Source organism: Bradyrhizobium sp. MI1.4 (assembly GCF_055811315.1).
In genome coordinates, this window is sequence record NZ_JBVVPP010000007.1 from 56764 (window position 1) to 77181 (window position 20418).

Genomic DNA, 20418 nt, shown 5'->3' on the forward strand with positions numbered 1-20418 from the left:
GCATCATTGCTGCGGTTCAGCGCAAGAAAATCTATTGCAAGGCCACAGCCCATCAGTGTCAAAATGGAGCCCGATGACCTACGCCCTTCCCCCACTCAACGCGCTGCGCGCCTTCGAGGCCGCCGCGCGGCATCTCAGCTTCAAACTGGCCGCACACGAGCTGCACGTGACGCCCGCCGCCGTGGGGCAGCAGGTGAAGGCGCTGGAGGCGCGCCTCGGCGTGCAGCTCTTCGAGCGGCTGCATAAGCAGCTCGTCCTCACCGTCGCCGGTCAGGCCTATCTGCCCGGCGTCTCCGAAGGCTTTCGCCACATTGCGGAGGCGACCTCGCAATTGAAACCGGCAGGTGCGGTGCTGCTGCAATTGGGCATCCATGGCGGCTTCGACCTCCGCCGCCTCGACCTGGCGGCGTTTCGCAGCACGCATGCGGAGATCGGCTTGCGGGTGCTGCACCCGGCCGGCCTGCACGAATTGGTCGAAGGCAAGGTCGACCTGTTGCTCGCCCGCGGCCTCGGCCACCATCCCGGCTATCGCTGCGACCGGATCGATCAGGGATCGGGTTTGGGTGATTGGCTGGTTTCGCCTGAAGGCACCGCGGATTGTCCGGAGATCGTCAGTTTTCGCGCGTGGCTGCGTGCGCTGCCGGCGGAGAACTCGATAGCGAATCGCCGCCCTCGTCTGGTTGGTGGCAGACGATAGGCTCGACCGGCACGGAGGGTAACGGAGATAGAGCGACGCTCGCTGCACCAATTTCGTCACTTCGCCAACACCTCACCGCGTGCCCGTCCGCCCGCGTTTCAAGCACAGGCCCCGGCTCGCGCCGACACACAGCCTCCGCATACCGGCATCGCGGGCTGAATGCGCATCCGTTCGGCGGATTGAGCGGGTTGGGAAGGTCGCCCCCTGTCGTCGCCAGCGGCGCATGGCGCAAGGGATCGGGGATGGCGGCGATCAGGGCTTGCGTATAGGGGTGTGCGGGCCGTTCGAAGATCTCGCGCCAGTGGCCGTTCTCGACGATGCGGCCGAGATACATCACGGCGACCTTGTCGCTCATGTGTTCGACGACGCCGAGATCGTGGCTGATCATGATGTAGGAGAGGCCGAGCGTTTCCTTCAATTCCAGCAGCAGATTGATGATCTGGGCGCGGATCGAGACGTCGAGCGCCGAGACCGGTTCATCGCAGATGACGATCTTCGGATTGAGGATCAGCGCACGCGCAATGCCGATGCGCTGGCGCTGGCCGCCTGAGAATTCATGCGGGTAGCGGTCGGCCTGCTCCGGCCGCAGGCCCACATGCCGCAGCATCTTCGCGACGCGGTCCTCGATCTCGCTCTTGGCCGTGACGCCATGCACGCGCAGGGGATCTTCCAGCGTGCGGCGAACGGTCTGGCGCGGATTGAGCGAGGCGTAGGGATCCTGAAACACGATCTGCACGATGCGGGCCAGCGCCTTCCGATCGCCGGATGGTCGGTTGGTCACGTCCTGTCCGTCCAGCACGATGCGGCCGCGCGTCGGGGTCACGAGGCCAAGGATCGACAATGCGACCGTCGACTTGCCGGAGCCGGACTCGCCGACGAGGCCGAGGCATTCGCCCCGCTTCAGGGTGAGATCGACGCCGTCAACGGCACGGAGCAGCCGCCGGCCGCGCCCGAGCAGGCCGCCTCCGAGCGGAAAATGGACCGCGAGATCTCTGACGCTGAGAATGACATCGTCGTCCGGCCGTGTTTCAACCAAACTAGCTTGCGGCTCATGCATGGTGGTGACACCTGACCAGGCCGCCGGCGTCCAGCAAATCCGCTTCCGGCGGGGTGGTCCGGCAAATATCGGTCGCCTGCGCGCAACGCGGATTGAACCGGCAGCCGTTGGGGAAATTCGTGATGGCCGGGACCACACCCGCGATCTCCGTCAGGCGGGTGCGGCCAAGCGCTGCGCGACTGCCGAGCCGCGGCAGCGAGGCAACCAGGCCTCGCGTATAGGGGTGCGAGGGTGCCCGGAAAATATCGGCCGAGCCGCGCTCCTCGACGATGCGGCCGGCATACATCACGGCCACGCGGCGGCAGACATTGGCGACCAGCCCCAGATCGTGGCTGATCATCAGGATTGCGGTTCCCCGCTCGGCACACAGATTCCGCATCAGCTCGATGATTTCGGCTTGCACGGTCACGTCGAGCGCCGTGGTCGGCTCGTCGGCGATCAGGAGATCCGGACCGCAAGCGAGCGCGATGGCGATCATCACGCGCTGGCGCATGCCGCCGGACAGCTGGTGCGGGTAATCCTTCACGCGCCGCTCCGGGGCGGGAACGCGCACGCTCGCCAGCGCCTCGACCGCCAGTCTATCGGCTTCCCGCCAGCTCTTGCCCTTGTGCAGCACGAACATCTCGGCGATCTGCCGGCCCACCGGCGAGACCGGGTTGAGCGCCGTCATCGGCTCCTGGAAGATCATGGCGATGCGATTGCCGCGCAGATCCCGTTGCCTGGCGGCTGAAAGGTGCTGGATCTCCCGTCCCTCAAACCGGATGACACCGCCGCCGATCGACAACGGCTGCCGCAACAGGCCGATCAAGGCCAGCGCCGTGATGCTTTTGCCGCAGCCGGATTCGCCGACAAGGCCGAACGTCTCGCCGCGATCGATGCGGAATGAAATGCCCTCGGCCGCCGCAACGCGCCGCGATCCATCGTCGAGATCGATACGCAAATCCTCGACTTCGATCAGCGGCGTGCGGGTCATGTGCGCCGGCTCCGCGATTGCGGATCGAGAATGTCGCGCAGGCCGTCACCGAGCAGATTGAGGCCGAGCACCGTCAGGAAGATCGCAAGGCCGGGAAACACCGAGAGCCACGGCGCGGTCGTGATCTGATCGCGGGCATCCGACAACATGCTGCCCCAGCTCGGAAACGGCGGGCGGACGCCGAGGCCGAGGAACGACAACGCGGCTTCGGACAAGACCGCGCTGCCCATGCCGAGCGTGCCGATGACGACGATCGGCCCTAGCATGTTCGGCAGCAGCTGCGTGATCATGATGCGGAGATCGCCGTAGCCGAGCACGGTCGCGGCCTGCACATAGCCCTGGCTCCTCAGCGACAGCGCCGAGGCCCGCGCGATCCGGCACGTGAAGGACCAGTTGGTCAAGCCGAGTGCGATCAGCAGGCTGGTCAGGCCGGGACCGAGCACCGCCATGATGGCCAACGCGAAGATCAGCGAGGGGATCGCGAGCATGAGATTGGTCAGGCCGTTGACGACATCGTCCCACCAGCCGCCCCAATAGCCGGCGCTCAGGCCCAACGCGACGCCGATGACGCTATTGATGAGCTGCGAGACGATGCCGACCGTCAGCGAAACCCGCGCGCCATAGACGACGCGGGAATAGATGTCGCGGCCCTGGTCGTCGGTGCCGAACCACCAAGTCCAGCTCGGAGGCTCTTCCGCGTTGAGCAGATTGGCGTCGAGGACAGGATCGGTATGCGCCAGCCATGGCGCGAGCAGGCCGACCAGGATCGCAAGCGCGAACAGCGCGCCACCGATGATGAGATTGGCGCGGAGCTTCATGCGTATCTGATCCTGGGATCGATCACGCCGTAGAGCACGTCGATCAGCAGATTGATAGCGAGAAAGGACAGCACCACGACAAGAATGGAGCCCTGGACGGCCGGAATGTCGCGCTGCAGGACACTGTCGACCAGCAGCGAGCCGATGCCCGGCCAGGAGTACAGCTTCTCGACCACGACCGCCTGCCCCATCAGCGCGCCGAACTGCAGGCCAACGGTGGTGAGAATGATGACAAGCGCGTTGCGCATCACATGCCACTTCACGACTCGGGTCTCGCTCATGCCCTTGGAGCGCGCGGTGCGGACGAAATCCGCGGTCATGATCTCGAGGACCGCGGCGCGTGTCGTCCGCGCGAACAGCGCCATCGGCGAGACGCCGAGCGTCACGGCCGGGAGGATCAGATATTTCAGTCCGCCATCGCCATAGCCGAAACTCGGCAGCCAGCCGAGCTTCAACGCGAACAAGTACATCAGCACCAGTCCGAGCCAAAATTTGGCGATCGAAAGGCCTGATACCGCCACGACCATGGCCAGCGTGTCGACGATACCCCCCGGCTTCAGCGCGGCGATGAAACCCAGGGGAACACCGATCACGACGGAAAACGCCATGGCGGTGAAGATGAGCTGGAGCGTCGGCCATATCCGCTTGGCGATCATGAACGTCACAGGCTCGCGCGTCCGGAACGACGTTCCGAAATCACCGGTCGCAAGCTTGGCGATGTAGGCGCCGAAGCGGACATAGACGGGATCGTCGAGCCCGAGCTGCTTCTTCATGCGCAGCTCGACCTGCGGATCGGCATCGTCGCTCATCGACGAGACGATGCTGCCGGGAACGACGCTGAACAGCACGAACACCAGAGCCACCACTGCGAGCACGGTCGGAATGGTCTGCAGCAGGCGGCGGAACAGGAAGGAGAGCATCGGCACTTTTCCTCTCTCCCTCCGTCGTTCATGGCGACGGAGGGAGCGCGAGAGCGCGTGTCACTTCGCGGGCGAGGTCTCGTCGACCCAGAGGTCTTCGACGTTCTGATGGGTCAGTTCGGTCGCATTCAGCTGAACCCCCTTGAGCCACGGCTGCACGGCCATGACCGCCTTGTTGTAGTTGAAGAACCAGACCGGCGCCTCTTCGTAGAGAACAGCATTGGCCTTCTGCAGCAGCTGGGTACGCTTTGCAGCGTCATCGGACTGCCCCGCCTCGTCGATCAGCTTGTCGAACTCGGCATTCTTGAAGTTCATGTAGTTGCAGGCCGACTGCGGTGTCGATGAGTGGAAGCATTTGAGGGCGGCCTGCGGATCGGGTCCGGTCGCCTGCGAATAGACAAAGGCCTGGTAGTCGCCGCTGCGAACCACCTCCGCCAGCACCGCGGTCTCGACCTGCTTGACCTTGGCCTTGATGCCCACCCTGTCCAGCATCGGGATCACGGCCGAGACGATCGGCAGACCCCAGCTCTCGTTCTGGCTGGTGGTCCATTCGAATTCGAAGCCTGAGGGATAGCCGGCGTCGGCGAGCAGCTGCTTGGCCTTGGCGGGATCGAAGGCGTAGGGCTTCATGGCCTTGTCGTAGGCGGTAGAGGTGAGCGGCAGCCAGCTGGTGGCCCGGTAGGCCTTGCCCTTGACCAGCTTGTTGATGATCAGGTCGGTGTCGATCGCGTAGTTGATCGCCTGCCGGACCCGCTTGTCGGCGAACGGCTTGAACGCGGGATTCATCCCCATGTAGCGGGTGAAGACCTCGGCGACTTCCACGACCGTGCCCTTGAGGTCGGCGTCGTTCTGATAGGCGACATATTGCGCCGGTCCCAGCACCGAGGTGTCGATCTCCTTGTTGCGGAAGGCGACATCGCGTGCCGCGGCCTCCCCCATGACCGACACGATGATCTTGTCAGCGTAGGGCTTGCCGGGCTTGTAGAACCGATCCCAGCGCTCCAGAACGATGCGCGACCCCGGCACGTGCTCGACGAATTTGAAGGGTCCAAGACCGATCGGCTTCTGGAGAAAGCTCTCCTTGGCGGCCTCGTCGGCGGGATAGATCGACGTGATCGCGTTCCAGAAGTAGAAACCTGGATCGACCTTCTCGGTCAGCTTCATCTCGAAGGTAAAGTCGTCGATTTTCTTCAGGCCGGAGATCTCCTTGGCCTGGCCCTTCTCGACCGCCGCCGCGCCCTCGATCACGCGGACATAGCGCGCACCGGGATAAGCCTTGGTGCCGTCCATGATGCGGTTGTAGGTCCAGATGATGTCGTCGGCCGTCATCTTGCGGCCGTTGTGGAAATAGGCGTCGTCGCGCAGCTTGAAGGTATGAACGAGGCCTCCGCCCGAGACGACGTCCTCCTTGGCAAGCTCCAGAACCGGCTTGCCTTCCGTGGAATTCCAGATGTAGAGCGACCGGTGCAGCGCCTTGGCGTAGATCTCGTCCTGGGCGCGCTGCGTGGTAAGAATGTCCAGGCTGGTGAAGCTCGAGCCATAAGGCGCGGTCATGCGGATGGTTCCGCCCTTGCGCGGCGTCTGGGCCTCCGCCGAGGCCACCAGTGCCAGCCCCAAACCCGCGATGATCGCCACTATCCTGAACATCATGGTCCCTCCGACAACGCAGCGTGCTCTGGTCCGAGAGTTGACCATCCACGGCACGTCGAGCGCAAGCGTCTTGAAGGGGTTGACGTATGCGAGCGTCGCGCGCGGGCCCCACCGATTTGCGCAGAAGCCCGCTAGAACTCCGGCTGCCAGTCGCGCAATTTTCGCGCTGCAGCGGTGACATCCGCGATGGTCGGAAACGCCCCCACCTCGAGCATCATCGCCCTTGCCAGCCTGACGGCGCGTGCTTCGCTGATCGCGCGCCGGCGCGGATCCTCGATCAGCTCGAAGTCGATATTGTGGGCGAGGCCGAAGATGCGGCGGATGGTTTTGGCCGCGGCGAAGCCGACCGTGTCCGCGAACAGCCGCTGCATGTAGGCTTGCCGCTCGGCTTCCAGCCGTGCCGCGCCTGTCTCGCCGGCGAACAGTGAGGCGGGATAGGCATCGCCTGCGGCGCCAGCGCGCCAGAGCTCGAGGAACTTTCGCGCAAAATCGTTCCAGACCGTTTCCACCGTCTCCAGCACCCAGGCCTCGAAAGCACGCCGTTCGCCCGGCGTGCGCTCATGCCCGGCGGAGGCAAAATAGGCCATCAGGAGGTTGGCCAGCACGGCGCCGACATCGAAACCCATCGGGCCGTAGAACGCGAATTCGGGGTCGATCACCCGCGTCTCGCCGCCCGTGACCATGATCGAGCCGGTGTGCAGGTCGCCGTGGAGTAGCGCCTCGGGGCTCGCCATGAACTTCAGCTTCAACCGGGAGATCGCGACGTGGAGGTCCATATCCTCGCGAAGCTCTGCGGCGAGCGCATCGAGATACGGCGCAGTCCAGCGGTTCTGCTCGGCGACGCGGTAAGGATCGGTGAAGATCAGATCCTCAGTGATCTTGCACAGCGCATGGTTGCCGGCGAAAGCTGCGATGGCCTGCTTCTTCTCGGCCGCCGACACCGCGAGGTCGGAGGTGAAGAACAATGTCCGCGCCATGAAGGTGGTGATGTCATCGACAAAGCGCGGATACTGCGAGCCCGCAACCATCCCCTTGCGCATGATGATGTGGGGCTCGAGCAGCTCCATCACCGTCAGCGCCAGGGCCTCGTTGTGATGCAGCAGCGCCGGCACGAGGCCGGGCGCGAGCTCGGCCTGCCGCGACAAAGCGAGATATTCGTAATGAGCCCGGGACAACGGCAGCGGCCAGCTCTCGCCGACGAGGCGGACATAGGGCAGCGCCTGCTTCACGGCGATGCCGCCGCGGCCGCCCTTGACGATGAAAACGAGATTGAGATTGCCGTCGCCGACTTCGGTGATCGACCAGGAGGCCGGCTCGCCGCCGAGGGTCGCGGCGAGATCCGCAACGCCCGCGAGATAGTCCCGCAACGCCGCCTCATGCAAAATCCGGTAGTCCCCCTGCCCCTGCGCCATGACGATCCCATCCCATGCTTGGCATGGCCGAATCGTTACTCCCGCTCCAGGAAGCTCGAGCCGATCTCGGCCTTTCTTTTGATCGGATCGTAATCACAATAGACGCTGTCCGCCACCAGCGTGTAGCTGGCGCTGACGGTGTATTTGTCTGTTTTGACCGAGTTCAGGCCGATCACCGCGGTGCTCTTGCCGCCGTTCCATTTGAATGGGGTCGAGCTCTTGGCCTGCTCGCAGGCGATCACGGCCTCGTTGAAGACATAGCCCTCGACGAACGCCTTCAGGGTGCGCACCTGCACGGCCATCTTCCACTCGAAATAGCCGATGGCGCCGAGACCGGCGACGATCAGCACCAGAAGCGCGACGACGATCCTCTGAAAAGTCATTCTTCCCCCAACCAAGCCAACCACGAAATTAAAACGGCATGCCCATCAATTTCGACAGGCGCTCGATCGACAAATAGCCGGCGTGATAGGCGACCATGGCGATCCCGTAGATGACCGCCGAGATGATGGTGGTCCAGATCAGCTTGCCCCCCATCCGCGTCAGGATCGGCGCGCCGGGGTCGCTGCCCGGCACTCCGACGCCGTCCTCGTGCTGGCTGCGCACGCCAAACGGCAGCGTCAGGAACAGCGCGACCCACCAGATGACGAAGTAGATCGCGATCGCGGTTGATATCTGGATGGCCATGGCTTCGGCCTATGCCTGCTCGATTTCGACCAGCGCGCCGGAAAAATCCTTCGGGTGCAGGAACAGCACCGGCTTGCCGTGGGCGCCGATCTTCGGCACGCCGTCGCCGAGCACCCTTGCCCCCTCCTTCACCAGCGTGTCGCGCGAGGCGATGATGTCGACCACCTCGTAGCAGACGTGGTGGATGCCGCCGTCGGCGTTGCGGTCCAGGAACTTTGCGATCGGCGAGGCCTCGCCGAGCGGCTCGATGAACTCGATCTTGGTGTTGGGCAGCGTCGCGAACACCGTGGTGACGCCATGCTCGGGCAGCGCGACGGCCTCCGAGATCTGGGCCCCGAATGCGGTGCCATAGATTTTGGCGGCCTTGACGGCGTCCTTGGTCGCGATCGCGACATGGTTGAGCCGGCCCAGCATGTTTCTCTCCCGTTACACTGTCAGCACATGTACCAGACAGGGGGGCTTTTTGCCCCAATGTTCGTTGATCACGGAGCGGACAGCGCGTCGCACCGACTCCGCCAGCGCATCCGGGTCGCGACGGCGCGCCTTCGGCAGGCCCTCGACGGTGGAGACCACGGCGTCGAAGACGAGGTCGTCGAAGGGCTCGCCCGCTTTGTTCTTCTCGGGGATACCGACGAGTTCGACCGCGGGATCGTCGGCAAGCTCGCCCTGCTCCGTCATGGCGATGGCGACAAAGGCGCAGCCGGAGAAGGCCATGCGGCGCCGCTCGCCCACCGCGCGGGACTTGGAGTCCTCCAGAATCGTGCCGTCCTTGTAGAGACGGCCCGCAGGCACTTGCCCAATGATGCCGGGATCGCCGGGGCCGAGCTTGACGAGATCGCCGTTGCGGCAGACCAGCACGCGCGGCACGCCGGCGGCACGCGCGAGCTTGGCGTGCTCATTCAGGTGCAGGGCCTCGCCATGGACGGGGATCAGGAGCTGCGGCCTGGTCCAGGCGATCATGTCGCGCAATTCGTCGCGGCGGGGATGACCGGAGACATGGACCAGCTGGTCGCGGTCGGTGATGACCTCCACGCCCTGCAAGACCAGGCCATTGATGATGGCCCCGACCGCCTTCTCGTTGCCGGGAATGGTGCGCGAGGAGAAGATGACGCTGTCGCCACGGTTGAGCGTGATCTCGGGATGGTCGTCATTGGCGATGCGCGCCAGCGCGGCACGCGGCTCGCCCTGGCTGCCGGTGCAGAGCGCCAGCACCTTGTCCTGCGGCAGATGACCGTAGACCTCGGCGGAGCGGAAACTCTGCACGCCGTCGAGATAGCCGGTCTCGCGCGCGACCTGCACCACGCGTTCCATGGCGCGGCCGACCACGACGACCTCACGGTCGGCGGCCTTCGCAGCGATGGCGACGGCCTTGAGGCGCGCGACATTGGAGGCAAAGGTCGTGACCGCGACGCGGCCCTTGGCGGCCTTGACGAGCTCGGTGATGGAGCTCGCAACCTCGGCTTCCGAGGGTGAGCGGCCGTCGCGCACGGCGTTGGTGGAATCACCGATCAGGGCGAGCAGGCCCGCATCGCCGAGCTCCCGCAGCCGCTTTTCGTCGGTCGGGCGGCCGATGATCGGGGTCGGATCGATCTTCCAGTCGCCGGTGTGCAGCACCGTGCCGACTTCGGTGTGAATCGCCAGCGCATGCGACTCCGGAATCGAATGCGCGACCGGGATGAACTCGACGTTGAACGGACCGATATCGACGCGCCCGCCCGACGGCACCACCGTCACCGGGATCTTGGGCGCATTGCGCTCGGCGGCGCACTTGGCCTCGAACAGCGCGGCGCTGAACTGCGTCGCGTAGATCGGACATTTCAGCTTCGGCCAAAGGTCGATGATGGCGCCGAAATGATCCTCATGGGCGTGGGTCAGCACCAGCCCCATCAGATTCTTGCGTTCCTTCTCCAGGAAGCTGACGTCGGGCATGATCAGGTCGATGCCCGGCAGATGCTCCTCGTCGCCGAAGGAGACGCCGAGATCGATCGCCAGCCAGGCGCGCTGCTGGCGGTTGCCGAGGCCGTAGATCGACAAATTCATGCCGATCTCGCCGACCCCGCCGAGCGGTGCAAATACCAGTTCTTCAGGCTTCGCCATCACGCAGCTCCCACGGAGGCGGCCGTGCCGAAGAACACCTCGCCCGCGGCGACCGGCACGCGCCGGCCCTCCGCCGTGCGGACGATCAGGCAGCCGGTGTCGTCGATCGTGTCAAAAATGCCGTCCAGCGTCATCACTCCCGTGTGGATCGCGACCCGCTCGCCGAGGCCGGCGGCGCGCTCCAGCCACAATTTGCGAATTTCGGCAAAGCCACGGCCATTGTCCCAGATACCGCGGAATTCCACCCAGGCATCGGAGAGCGCCGAGAACAGCTCCTCCGCGCTGATCTGGACGCCGAGCGCGGCCAGCGACACCGCAGGCGTCGGCGTACCCTCGGGCGCGGCGACGACGTTGGTGCCGATGCCGACGACGATGGCAAGACGGTCGCCGATGGCTTCGGCCTCCAGGCCGATGCCGACCAGCTTCTTGCCGCCGGCCAGCACGTCGTTCGGCCATTTCAGGGCGTAGCGGGGACGGCCCTCGCCGAGGCGCAGTGCAGCCTCCAGGCTAACCTTCTCCAGGGCGGCCTCCTCGGCCAGCCCGGCCGCAAAGCCGATCGTCGCGGCGACGGAAGGGGCGACGTCGAGGACTTCGAGGACGCTAGCTGCAAGGTTGCCCTTGGGTGCGATCCAGGGGCGCTGACGGCGGCCACGGCCGGCGGTCTGCTCCGACGTCACGAACCACATCGGGCCGCGTTCGCCGCCCCTCGCGTGCTCGATCGCCTCCGTGTTGGTCGAGCCGGTCCGTTCGAAAGCTGCGAGCTTGTAGCCCGCCGACGCCGCACGAGGACCGAGCGCGAATGCCATCCTAGAACAGCGACTTGGCGGCGGCGGAGGCGACGCTCACCACCGGGCCCGCGAACAGGGCGAACAGAATGTTGAACAGGCCCGCGACCGCCAGCACCGTCTTGACTTCGACGCGCACCGGATCGACCTGCCCGGCCGGCTCGTCGAAATACATCGTCTTGACGATGCTGAGATAGTAGTAGGCGCCGACCACGCTGGAGAGCACGCCGATCACGGCGAGCGTGAACAGGTTCGCCTTGATGGCGGCGACGAAGACGTACCATTTGGCGAAGAAGCCGGCGAGCGGCGGGATGCCGGCGAGCGAGAACAGCAGCATCGCGAACATGAAGGCGAGCAGCGGATTGGTCCGAGAGAGACCTGCGAAATCGCTGATCTGCTCGACCGGCTGGCCGTTCCGCTTCATCGCCAGGATGATGGCGAAGGAGCCCAGCGTCATCGCGACATAGATCACGATGTACATCAAGACGCCCTGCGCGCCCTCGACCGTGCCTGCGGCAAGTCCGACCAGGGCAAAGCCCATATGGCCGATCGAGGAATAGGCCATCAGGCGCTTGATGTTGCTCTGGCCGATCGCGGCGAACGAGCCCAGCGCCATCGAGGCGATCGACACGAACACCAGGATCTGCTGCCACTGCGAGACGATGCCCGGAAATGCGGTCAGCGTGACGCGGGTGAAGACCGCGAGCGCGGCCACTTTCGGGGCCGAGGCGAAGAAGGCTGTCACAGGCGTCGGTGCGCCCTCGTAGACGTCGGGTGTCCACATGTGGAACGGCACCGCCGAGACCTTGAAGCAGAGGCCGGCGAGCAGGAACACCAGGCCGAACAACAGGCCGACATTCGAGATCGTCGCGGCCGCCGCGATGCCGGTGAAGGCCACCGTGCCCGTGAAGCCGTAGATCAGCGAGGAGCCGTAGAGCAGCATGCCCGAGGACAGCGCGCCGAGCACGAAGTACTTCAGGCCGGCTTCGGTCGACTTGGCGTTGTCGCGGTTCGAGGCCGCGACGACGTAGAGCGCCAGCGACATCAATTCGAGGCCGAGATAAAGCGAGATCAGATCGCCGGCCGAGATCAGCACCATCATGCCGAGAGTCGAGAGCAGCACCAGGATCGCATATTCGAAGATGCGGCGCGACGGATCCGACAGGAACTCGGTCGACAGCACCAGCGTCACCGCCGAGCCGATCAGGGCCAGGATCTTCATGAAGCGGGCAAAATCATCGACGATGAAGCTGCCGCCGAAGGTCACGTGCTTGCCCGCGGGCAGCATGTATTCGAGCACGCCGACAACGATCAGGAGCAGCACCGCAAGCGTCGTGACCGTCTTGGTGGTCTCCTGCCCGCGATAGGCGCCGAGCATCAGGAGTGCCATCGCCCCGACCGCGAGCACGAGCTCGGGCAGCACCGGCGCCAGTTGATAACCTGCAGTCTCAAAGCTCATGGCGATATCCTGACCTGCCCGCTCACTGGAGCAGTGCGGCGGCCTTCACGGCCGTCACAGCGGTGTTGTAATTGTTGACGAGTTGCTGGACCGAGGCCGCCGACATGTCGAGCACCGGCTTCGGATAGATGCCGAACAGGATCGTCAGCGCGATCAGCGGGAACAGCGTCAAGCCCTCCCGGAAGGTGAGATCCTTCATGCTCGCCAGCGACGGCTTGACCAGCGCCCCGAACACGACCTTGCGGTAGAGCCACAGCGCGTAGCAGGCCGACAGGATCACGCCGAAGGTGGCGAAGAACGCGGTCGGGATCGAGACCTTGAAGGTACCGAGCAGCGTCATGAACTCGCCGACGAAGCCGGAGGTGCCGGGCAGGCCGACATTGGCCATGGTGAAGACCATGAAGGTCAGCGCGTAGAGCGGCATCCGGTTGACGAGGCCGCCATAGGCCGCGATCTCACGGGTGTGCATGCGGTCGTAGACGATGCCGACGCAGAGGAACAGCGCGCCGGAGACGATGCCGTGCGAGATCATCTGGAACACGCCGCCGGCGACACCCTGCATGGTACCGGCGAAAATGCCCATGGTGACGAAGCCCATATGCGCCACCGAGGAGTACGCAATCAGCTTCTTCATGTCCTCCTGCATCAGCGCCACCAACGAGGTGTAGATGATGGCGATGGCCGAAAGCGTGAAGACCAGCGGCGCGAAGTCGTGCGAAGCCAGCGGGAACATCGGCAGCGAGAAGCGCAGGAAGCCGTAGCCGCCCATCTTCAGAAGGATCGCGGCCAGGACCACCGAGCCTGCGGTCGGCGCCTCGACGTGGGCGTCGGGGAGCCAGGTGTGCACCGGCCACATCGGCATCTTCACCGCGAACGAGGCGAAGAAGGCGAGCCACGCCCAGGTCTGCAGCGAGCGCGGCACGGCGGTGTGCATCAGGGTCGGGATGTCGGTGGTGCCGCCGTTCCAGTACAGCGCCATGATCGCGAGCAGCATCAGCACCGAGCCGAGCAGCGTGTAGAGGAAGAACTTGAAAGATGCATAGACCCGGCGCGGACCGCCCCAGACGCCGATGATCAGGAACATCGGGATCAGGCCGCCTTCGAAGAACAGGTAGAACAGCACGAGATCGAGCGCCGAGAAGGTGCCGATCATCAGCGTTTCCAGGATCAGGAACGCCATCATGTATTCGCGGACGCGGTTGGTAATCGCCTTCCAGCTCGCGATGATGCAAAACGGCATGATGGCGGTGGTCAGGATCACCAGCGGCAACGAGATGCCGTCCACGCCCATGTGGTAGGTGATGCCGGTGGCAAGCCAGTTCGCCTTCTCGACGAACTGGAAGTCGGCGCTCGACGCATCGAACCGCATGACCAGGATCACCGACACAGCGAAGGTGATCAGCGTGGTCCACAGCGCGATCCAGCGCGAGTTGCGCCGGGCCGCCTCGTCGTCGCCACGGCTGAGATAGACGATCAGCGCGCCGACCAGCGGCAGGAACGTCGTGACGGATAGAATTGGCCAGGTCGTCATTTACTGGCCTCCAAAGCCGAACATGAACCAGGTGATCAGGCCGGCGGCACCGATCAGCATGGCGAACGCGTAGTGGTAGAGATAGCCGGTCTGGATTTTCACGACGTTGCGGGTGACGTCCAGCACGCGGGCTGAGACGCCATCGGGGCCGAGACCGTCGATGATGAAGCCGTCACCCTTCTTCCAGAGCTGATAGCCAATCCACTTCGCCGGACGGACGAAGATGATGTCGTAGAGCTCGTCGAAGTACCATTTGTTGAGCAGGAACTTGTACAGCATTGGCTGCGTGTTCGCGAGCTCGACCGGCAGATAAGGCCGGCGGATGTAGAACAGGTATGACACCAGGAAGCCCAGCACCATCATCACCGTCGGCAGGAAGGCGATGGTCTCGGGAATGTGGTGCATCTCCTCGATGATATGCGGGTTCATCTTCACGGACTCGCGGAAGAACTCCTCGATGCCGTGACCGGCGAACAGCTCCTTGAACGGGAAGCCGGCCAGGATGGAGCCGACCGCAAGCACACCGATCGGGATCAGCATCCAGATCGGCGCTTCATGCGCGGCCTCGTAGTGGTGCTCGTCATGCGGCTCGCCGTGGAAGGTCTTGAAGATGAGGCGCCACGAGTAGAACGAGGTCAGGCCGGCCGCGACGACCGTCATCAGGAAGCCGTACATCGCGAACGGATTGTGCGAGGCGTAGGCGGACTCGATGATCGCGTCCTTGGAGAAATAGCCCGCGGTCAGCGGGAATCCCGTGAGCGCGAGCGTGCCGACCACCATCACCGCGTAGGTGTAGGGGATCTTGCGCCACAGGCCGCCCATGTTGCGGATGTTCTGCTCGTGATGCATCGCGTAGATCACCGAGCCGGAGCCCAAGAACAACAGCGCCTTGAAGAAGGCGTGCGTGAACAAATGGAACATGCCTACCGAATAGGCCCCTGCTCCCATCGCCACGAACATGTAGCCGAGCTGCGAACAGGTCGAGTAAGCGACGATGCGCTTGATGTCGTTCTGGACCAGGCCAATGGTCGCCGCGAAGAACGCCGTAGTGGCGCCGAAGAACATCACGACGGCCTGCGCGTTCGGCGCGAGTTCGAACAGCGGCGACAGGCGCGCCACCATGAAGACGCCGGCGGTGACCATGGTCGCGGCGTGGATCAGCGCCGACACCGGGGTCGGGCCTTCCATCGCGTCCGGCAGCCAGGTGTGCAGCAGGAACTGCGCCGATTTGCCCATCGCGCCCATGAACAGCAGCAGGCAGGTCAGGGTCAGCGCGTCGGCGTGCCAGCCGAGGAAGTCGATGGTCTTGCCGGTCAACCCGGGCGCAGCGTGGAAGATGGTCTCGAAATCGGTCGAGCCGGCCAGCAGGAAGATCGCGAAGATGCCGAGCGCGAAGCCGAAATCGCCGACACGGTTGACCACGAAGGCCTTGATGGCGGCGGCGTTCGCCGACGGCTTCTGGTACCAGAAACCGATCAGGAGGTAGCTTGCCAGACCCACGCCTTCCCAGCCGAAGAACAGCTGCACGAGGTTGTCGGCGGTCACCAGCATCAGCATGGCGAAGGTGAACAGCGAGAGATAGCCGAAGAAGCGCGGCCGGTTCGGATCCTCGTCCATGTAGCCGATGGAATAGAGGTGCACGAGCGAGGACACGGTGGTCACGACCACCAGCATCACGGCGGTGAGCGTGTCGACCCGCAGCGTCCAGTAGACCTGGAGATCGCCGGAGAGGATCCACGGCAGCAGCGGAATGCGCATGTCGTGGTGCATGAAGCCGACATCGACCAGCGTCATCCAGGACAGCGCCGCCGACACGAACAGCAACGCCGTGGTGATCAGCTCGGCAGCGCGCGAGCCCGCCGCGGGCGGCTCGGAGACGTGGTGGTCGTCGTGGCCATCTCCGGGTTCGTGATGAGTCTCGTGGACGACCGACGCATCCTCGTTGATCGTGTCCGACGCATGGGCGTGCGCGCCATGACCGTGACCATCGTGATGCTCGACCGTGTCGCCCGAGGGGTTGCGGGCATGCGCGCCGAACAGCGCGATCAGGCCAGCCAGAATGGCGCCCAGCAGAGGCAGGAAGACGATTGCCTGGACCATGATTTACTCTTTCCGCATGATCTGGTCGGAAAACCGGTGTCCACTTTTCCGGATCATGCGATCAGCCCTTCATCAGATTGACGTCCTCAACCGCGATCGAGCCGCGGTTGCGGAAATAGACCACCAGGATGGCGAGACCGATCGCGGCTTCAGCGGCCGCGACGGTGAGCACCAGGAGCGCGAAGACCTGCCCGACGATGTCGCCGAGGAAGGTCGAGAACGCCACGAGGTTGACGTTGACCGCGAGCAGGATCAGCTCGATCGACATCAGGATGACGATGATGTTCTTGCGGTTCAGGAAGATGCCGAGGATCCCGAGCGTGAACAGGATCGCGCCGACCGCAAGATAGTGTCCGAGCCCGATCGTCATTTCACCCACTCCGCCGCGTCAGAGTCCTGGAGCCCCTGCCCCGGCGCCACCTTGCGTATCGCCATCGCTATTTCGGGCGTGCGCGCGTTCTGAATGTTGATGTCCTGCCGCTTGACGCTCGCCTTGTGCCGCAGCGTCAGCACGATGGCGCCGATCATCGCGACCAGCAGCACCATGCCCGAGAGCTGGAAGTAGTGGATGTACTTGGTATAGAGCACCAGGCCGAGCGCCTCGGTATTGGAGACGTTGGTCGGGATCGCCGCCGTGATCGTCTTGGCGACGCCGGGGTTGATGACCCAGAAGCCGACCGTGAGCAGCAGCTCGAACAGGAAGATGCCGCCGATCACGAGGCCGACCGGCAGGTATTCGATGAAGCCCTCGCGCAGTTCGAGGAAGTCGACGTCGAGCATCATGATCACGAACAGGAACAGGACCGCGACCGCACCGACATAGACGACGATCAGGATCATCGCGAGGAATTCGGCGCCCATCAAGACGAACAGACCGGAGGCGTTGACGAAGGCCAGGATCAGGTACAGCACCGAGTGCACGGGATTGCGCGAGACAATCACCATCACCGCCGAGGCGACACAGACGCCGGCGAACAGATAGAAGAACAGCGCGGGAAGGATCATGCTCTCATCTCACCGGTACGGCGCGTCGAGTTCGATCGCTTTCGCGATCTCGCGTTCCCAGCGGTCGCCATTGGCGAGCAGCTTGGCCTTGTCATAGAAAAGTTCCTCGCGGGTCTCGGTCGCGAACTCGAAGTTCGGACCTTCGACGATGGCATCGACCGGACAGGCTTCCTGGCAGAGGCCGCAATAGATGCACTTCACCATGTCGATGTCGTAGCGCACGGTGCGGCGGGTGCCGTCGTTGCGGCGCGGGCCGGCCTCGATGGTGATGGCCTGGGCCGGGCAGACCGCTTCGCACAGCTTGCAGGCGATGCATCGCTCTTCGCCGTTCGGATAGCGGCGCAGCGCATGCTCGCCGCGGAAGCGCGGCGAGATCGGGCCCTTCTCGAAGGGATAGTTCAGCGTCGGCTTCGGCTGGAAGAAATAGCGCATGGCGAGGAAGAACGCCGAGACGAATTCCGACAGCAGGAGCGAGCGTGCAGTGGCGTTGATGTTGATACCCATGACGGCCCTCACTTCGGCGCGATGTCGGCGAAGTGCAGCACACCGGCCACCACGATCACCATCGCCAGCGACAACGGCAGGAACACTTTCCAGCCGAGGCGCATCAGTTGATCGTAGCGGTAGCGCGGCACGATCGCCTTGGCCATCGCGAACAGGAAGAACATGAAGAACAGTTTCAGCGAGAACCAGATGATCCCCGGCACCCAGTTGAAGGGCGGCAGGTCCACCGGCGGCAGCCAGCCTCCGAGAAACAAGATCGTCGCCATCGCGCACATCGTGGCAATCGCGACATACTCGCCGAGCATGAACAGAAGATACGGCGTCGAGCCGTACTCGACCATGAAGCCGGCGACGAGCTCGGATTCTGCTTCGACGAGGTCGAACGGCGGGCGGTTGGTTTCAGCCAGCGCCGAGACGTAGAAGATCACGAACATCGGGAACAGCGGCCAGACGTACCAGTTCAGGATGGTGAGCTGCGGCAGCCCGATCAGGCTGGCGAGGCCGCGGACATGCTGCGCCTCGACCACGGCCGAGAGGTTCAGCGTGCCGGCGCAGAGCAGCACCGTGATGATGACGAAGCCGATCGAGACCTCGTAGGACACCATCTGCGCCGCCGAGCGCAGCGCCGCGAGGAACGGATATTTCGAGTTCGACGACCAGCCGGCCATGATGATGCCGTAGATCGACAGCGACGAGATCGCGAAGATGAAGAGAACGCCGACGTTGATGTCGGAGATCACCCAGCCGAGATTGGTAGGGATCACCGCCCAGGCCGCGAGCGCGAGCACGCACGAGACCAAGGGAGCAAGAAGAAACACGCCCTTGTTGGCGCCGGACGGGATGATCGGCTCCTTCAGCACGAACTTCAGGAGGTCGGCGAAGGATTGCAGCAGGCCCCAGGGACCAACCACGTTCGGGCCGCGGCGGATCTGCACCGCCGCCCAGATCTTGCGGTCGGCGAGCAGGATGTAGGCGATCGCCACCAGCAGAACGACCAGCACCAGGACGCTCTGCGCGATCATGATGATCAGCGGCCAGAGGAACCCGGTCCAGAATGCGCTTTCGAAGAATTCCATCGGCTCACTCCGCTGCGGTCAGCATCTGCCCGGAGGCAAGCCGCGAACATTCCGCCATCACGGCGGACGCACGCGCGATTGGGTTGGTCAAATAGAAGTCCTCGACAAGCGGCTTGAACGGGGCCTTCTCCGTCGAGCCGCCCTTCCCCGCGAGCTTCCTGATCTGGTCGGCCGAGCCGGGCTCGATCTGGTCGAGACGGTTCAGATGCGGCACTGCCTTGAAGATCGCCTGGCGCAGGGCCGAAAGCGAGTCATAGCCGAGCTTCTTGCCGAGCGCCTCCGACAGCGCGCGGATAATCGCCCAGTCCTCGCGGGCCTCGCCCGGCGGGAATGCGGCCCGTCCGGTCATTTGCACGCGGCCTTCGGTGTTGACGTAGATCGCGGACTTCTCGGTATAGGCGGCGGCCGGCAGGATCACGTCGGCGCGATGGGCGCCGCGGTCGCCGTGGGTGCCGATATAGACGACGAAGGTGCCGTCCGACGGCTTGATCTCGTCGGCGCCGAGCAGAAACAGCAGATCGAGCGTCCCGAACGTCGTCATCTGCGCCGCATTCAGCCCGCCCTGACCGGCGACAAAGCCGATATCGAGCGCGCCGACGCGCGAGGCGCTCTCGTGCAGCACGCCAAAGCCGTTCCAGCCGTCCTTGAGCGCGCCGACGTCGAGCGCGAGCTTGGCCGCGGCTGCGAGAATGGCGGCGCCGTCGTGGCGCGAGGCGGCGCCCGCGCCGACCAGGATGATGGGGTTCTTGGCGTTCTTCAGCACGTCCATGAAGGAGTGCTTGCCGGCCGCGAGCTCACCGAGCGTGTCGGTGCCCGCGCCGAGGTGATCATAGTCGTAAGTGAGGTCGGGCTTGGCGCCGATCACGCCGACCTTGAAGCCGCCGGCGCGCCAGCGCTTGCGGATGCGGGCGTTGAACACGGCCGCCTCTTTCCGCGGATTGGCGCCGATGATGAGCAGCGCATCGGCCTGCTCGACGCCGGCGAGCGTCGGATTGAAGATGTAGGAGCCGCGGCCGAGCGCGGGATCGAAGGCGTCGCCGCCCTGCACCGCCAGATTGGCCGAGCCATATTTGGCCAGCAAGTCCTTCAGCGCGAACATCTCTTCGACGCCGGCGAGGTCGCCCGCGATCGCGCCGATGCGCTTGCCGTCGGTGCGGGCCGCTTTCGCGGCGATCGCGGCAAAGGCCTCGGGCCAGTTCGCCGCGCGCAGCTTGCCGGCTTCGCGGATATAGGGCCGGTCGAGACGCTGGGTGCGCAGGCCGTCGACGACGTGACGGGTCTTGTCGGAGATCCACTCCTCGTTCACGGCCTCGTTGATGCGCGGCAGGATACGCATCACTTCGCGGCCGCGGGTGTCGACGCGGATCGCGGATCCCACGCCGTCCATCACGTCGATCGACTGGGTCTTGCCGAGCTCCCACGGGCGCGCGGCGAAAGCATAGGGCTTCGAGGTCAGCGCGCCGACCGGGCAGATGTCGACGAGATTGCCTTGCAATTCCGAGGTCAGCGCGTGCTCGAGATAGGTCGTGATCTCCATGTCCTCGCCGCGGGCGGGGGCCCCCCAGTAGGGGGGGGCCGCCCCAAAACCCCCGAAACGGGCCCCGCGGGGGGGCGGGGTGGAGCGGGTGAAAGGGGGGGTTTACCAAA

Annotated in this window: 19 protein-coding genes and 1 pseudogene; 1 reads left to right on the forward strand and 19 read right to left on the reverse strand. The window is 64.6% G+C overall.

Annotated features, from left to right (window positions below; genetic code table 11):
* Positions 1–73 precede the first annotated feature (73 nt).
* Positions 74–697, forward strand: a complete 624-nt coding sequence (locus AC0L23_RS10385; protein ID WP_026232872.1) for a LysR family transcriptional regulator — start codon at positions 74–76, stop codon at positions 695–697.
* Here the strand turns inward: AC0L23_RS10385 and AC0L23_RS10390 are convergent.
* The 19 genes and pseudogenes from AC0L23_RS10390 to AC0L23_RS10480 all read right to left on the reverse strand — a co-directional run.
* A complete protein-coding gene (locus AC0L23_RS10390; RefSeq protein ID WP_051112980.1) occupies positions 612–1754 on the reverse strand; it encodes an ABC transporter ATP-binding protein in 1143 nt (380 codons plus the stop codon). The two genes, AC0L23_RS10385 and AC0L23_RS10390, sit on opposite strands and share 86 nt — an antisense overlap.
* A complete protein-coding gene (locus AC0L23_RS10395) occupies positions 1747–2727 on the reverse strand; it encodes an ABC transporter ATP-binding protein (RefSeq protein WP_018455073.1) in 981 nt (326 codons plus the stop codon). The genes AC0L23_RS10390 and AC0L23_RS10395 overlap by 8 nt, the downstream gene beginning before the upstream one ends.
* Positions 2724–3545, reverse strand: coding sequence for an ABC transporter permease (locus tag AC0L23_RS10400; RefSeq protein ID WP_007603580.1), 822 nt, complete (start codon positions 3543–3545; stop codon positions 2724–2726). Before AC0L23_RS10400 ends, AC0L23_RS10395 begins: the two co-directional genes overlap by 4 nt.
* Positions 3542–4465 (reverse strand): ABC transporter permease, encoded by a 924-nt coding sequence (locus AC0L23_RS10405; RefSeq protein ID WP_085384783.1) that lies wholly within the window; start codon positions 4463–4465, stop codon positions 3542–3544. Before AC0L23_RS10405 ends, AC0L23_RS10400 begins: the two co-directional genes overlap by 4 nt.
* A gap of 60 nt (positions 4466–4525) precedes the next feature.
* Positions 4526–6115, reverse strand: a complete 1590-nt coding sequence (locus AC0L23_RS10410; protein WP_018455075.1) for an ABC transporter substrate-binding protein — start codon at positions 6113–6115, stop codon at positions 4526–4528.
* A 131-nt stretch (positions 6116–6246) separates the two neighbouring features.
* Complete coding sequence (gene mtnK, locus AC0L23_RS10415) at positions 6247–7527, reverse strand: S-methyl-5-thioribose kinase (RefSeq protein WP_473356841.1); 1281 nt, start codon at positions 7525–7527, stop codon at positions 6247–6249.
* A 35-nt stretch (positions 7528–7562) separates the two neighbouring features.
* Positions 7563–7910, reverse strand: coding sequence for a hypothetical protein (locus tag AC0L23_RS10420; RefSeq protein WP_007603574.1), 348 nt, complete (start codon positions 7908–7910; stop codon positions 7563–7565).
* A gap of 28 nt (positions 7911–7938) precedes the next feature.
* Positions 7939–8214 (reverse strand): DUF1467 family protein, encoded by a 276-nt coding sequence (locus AC0L23_RS10425; RefSeq protein ID WP_018455077.1) that lies wholly within the window; start codon positions 8212–8214, stop codon positions 7939–7941.
* 9 nt (positions 8215–8223) lie between these two features.
* Positions 8224–8628 carry a methylmalonyl-CoA epimerase gene (gene mce / locus AC0L23_RS10430; protein ID WP_018455078.1) on the reverse strand — a complete coding sequence of 135 codons (405 nt, stop codon included), beginning with the start codon at positions 8626–8628 and terminating at the stop codon, positions 8224–8226.
* 12 nt (positions 8629–8640) lie between these two features.
* Complete coding sequence (locus AC0L23_RS10435) at positions 8641–10311, reverse strand: ribonuclease J (protein WP_018455079.1); 1671 nt, start codon at positions 10309–10311, stop codon at positions 8641–8643.
* On the reverse strand, positions 10311–11117 hold the full coding sequence (locus AC0L23_RS10440; protein ID WP_018455080.1) for a biotin--[acetyl-CoA-carboxylase] ligase: 807 nt from the start codon (positions 11115–11117) through the stop codon (positions 10311–10313). The genes AC0L23_RS10435 and AC0L23_RS10440 overlap by 1 nt, the downstream gene beginning before the upstream one ends.
* Position 11118: 1 nt before the next feature.
* Entirely contained in the window at positions 11119–12555 is a 1437-nt protein-coding gene (gene nuoN, locus AC0L23_RS10445) for an NADH-quinone oxidoreductase subunit NuoN (protein WP_018455081.1), read from the reverse strand.
* Positions 12556–12577: 22 nt separating this feature from the next.
* Positions 12578–14086: an NADH-quinone oxidoreductase subunit M gene (locus AC0L23_RS10450; RefSeq protein WP_018455082.1), complete on the reverse strand. Its 1509-nt coding sequence runs from the start codon at positions 14084–14086 to the stop codon at positions 12578–12580.
* Positions 14087–16186: an NADH-quinone oxidoreductase subunit L gene (gene nuoL / locus AC0L23_RS10455; protein WP_473356842.1), complete on the reverse strand. Its 2100-nt coding sequence runs from the start codon at positions 16184–16186 to the stop codon at positions 14087–14089. It abuts the gene before it with no gap.
* A gap of 61 nt (positions 16187–16247) precedes the next feature.
* Positions 16248–16556 carry an NADH-quinone oxidoreductase subunit NuoK gene (gene nuoK, locus AC0L23_RS10460; RefSeq protein ID WP_007603558.1) on the reverse strand — a complete coding sequence of 103 codons (309 nt, stop codon included), beginning with the start codon at positions 16554–16556 and terminating at the stop codon, positions 16248–16250.
* Positions 16553–17191 carry an NADH-quinone oxidoreductase subunit J gene (locus AC0L23_RS10465; protein WP_018455084.1) on the reverse strand — a complete coding sequence of 213 codons (639 nt, stop codon included), beginning with the start codon at positions 17189–17191 and terminating at the stop codon, positions 16553–16555. Before AC0L23_RS10465 ends, nuoK begins: the two co-directional genes overlap by 4 nt.
* A gap of 9 nt (positions 17192–17200) precedes the next feature.
* Positions 17201–17689: an NADH-quinone oxidoreductase subunit NuoI gene (nuoI, locus tag AC0L23_RS10470; protein ID WP_026232873.1), complete on the reverse strand. Its 489-nt coding sequence runs from the start codon at positions 17687–17689 to the stop codon at positions 17201–17203.
* A gap of 14 nt (positions 17690–17703) precedes the next feature.
* Positions 17704–18771, reverse strand: a complete 1068-nt coding sequence (nuoH, locus tag AC0L23_RS10475) for an NADH-quinone oxidoreductase subunit NuoH (RefSeq protein ID WP_018455085.1) — start codon at positions 18769–18771, stop codon at positions 17704–17706.
* 4 nt (positions 18772–18775) lie between these two features.
* Positions 18776–20323 (reverse strand): annotated as a pseudogene (locus AC0L23_RS10480) (molybdopterin-dependent oxidoreductase); the annotation flags it as partial.
* Positions 20324–20418 lie beyond the last annotated feature (95 nt).

Bases quoted from the DNA above. Each gene is read 5' to 3' on its own strand.
- AC0L23_RS10385 (WP_026232872.1), top strand. From the start codon at position 74: ATGACCTACGCCCTTCCCCCACTCAACGCGCTGCGCGCCTTCGAGGCC.
- AC0L23_RS10390 (WP_051112980.1), bottom strand. From the start codon at position 1,754: ATGCATGAGCCGCAAGCTAGTTTGGTTGAAACACGGCCGGACGACGAT.
- AC0L23_RS10395 (WP_018455073.1), bottom strand. From the start codon at position 2,727: ATGACCCGCACGCCGCTGATCGAAGTCGAGGATTTGCGTATCGATCTC.
- AC0L23_RS10400 (WP_007603580.1), bottom strand. From the start codon at position 3,545: ATGAAGCTCCGCGCCAATCTCATCATCGGTGGCGCGCTGTTCGCGCTT.
- AC0L23_RS10405 (WP_085384783.1), bottom strand. From the start codon at position 4,465: ATGCTCTCCTTCCTGTTCCGCCGCCTGCTGCAGACCATTCCGACCGTG.
- AC0L23_RS10410 (WP_018455075.1), bottom strand. From the start codon at position 6,115: ATGATGTTCAGGATAGTGGCGATCATCGCGGGTTTGGGGCTGGCACTG.
- mtnK (WP_473356841.1), bottom strand. From the start codon at position 7,527: ATGGCGCAGGGGCAGGGGGACTACCGGATTTTGCATGAGGCGGCGTTG.
- AC0L23_RS10420 (WP_007603574.1), bottom strand. From the start codon at position 7,910: ATGACTTTTCAGAGGATCGTCGTCGCGCTTCTGGTGCTGATCGTCGCC.
- AC0L23_RS10425 (WP_018455077.1), bottom strand. From the start codon at position 8,214: ATGGCCATCCAGATATCAACCGCGATCGCGATCTACTTCGTCATCTGG.
- mce (WP_018455078.1), bottom strand. From the start codon at position 8,628: ATGCTGGGCCGGCTCAACCATGTCGCGATCGCGACCAAGGACGCCGTC.
- AC0L23_RS10435 (WP_018455079.1), bottom strand. From the start codon at position 10,311: ATGGCGAAGCCTGAAGAACTGGTATTTGCACCGCTCGGCGGGGTCGGC.
- AC0L23_RS10440 (WP_018455080.1), bottom strand. From the start codon at position 11,117: ATGGCATTCGCGCTCGGTCCTCGTGCGGCGTCGGCGGGCTACAAGCTC.
- nuoN (WP_018455081.1), bottom strand. From the start codon at position 12,555: ATGAGCTTTGAGACTGCAGGTTATCAACTGGCGCCGGTGCTGCCCGAG.
- AC0L23_RS10450 (WP_018455082.1), bottom strand. From the start codon at position 14,086: ATGACGACCTGGCCAATTCTATCCGTCACGACGTTCCTGCCGCTGGTC.
- nuoL (WP_473356842.1), bottom strand. From the start codon at position 16,186: ATGGTCCAGGCAATCGTCTTCCTGCCTCTGCTGGGCGCCATTCTGGCT.
- nuoK (WP_007603558.1), bottom strand. From the start codon at position 16,556: ATGACGATCGGGCTCGGACACTATCTTGCGGTCGGCGCGATCCTGTTC.
- AC0L23_RS10465 (WP_018455084.1), bottom strand. From the start codon at position 17,191: ATGATCCTTCCCGCGCTGTTCTTCTATCTGTTCGCCGGCGTCTGTGTC.
- nuoH (WP_018455085.1), bottom strand. From the start codon at position 18,771: ATGGAATTCTTCGAAAGCGCATTCTGGACCGGGTTCCTCTGGCCGCTG.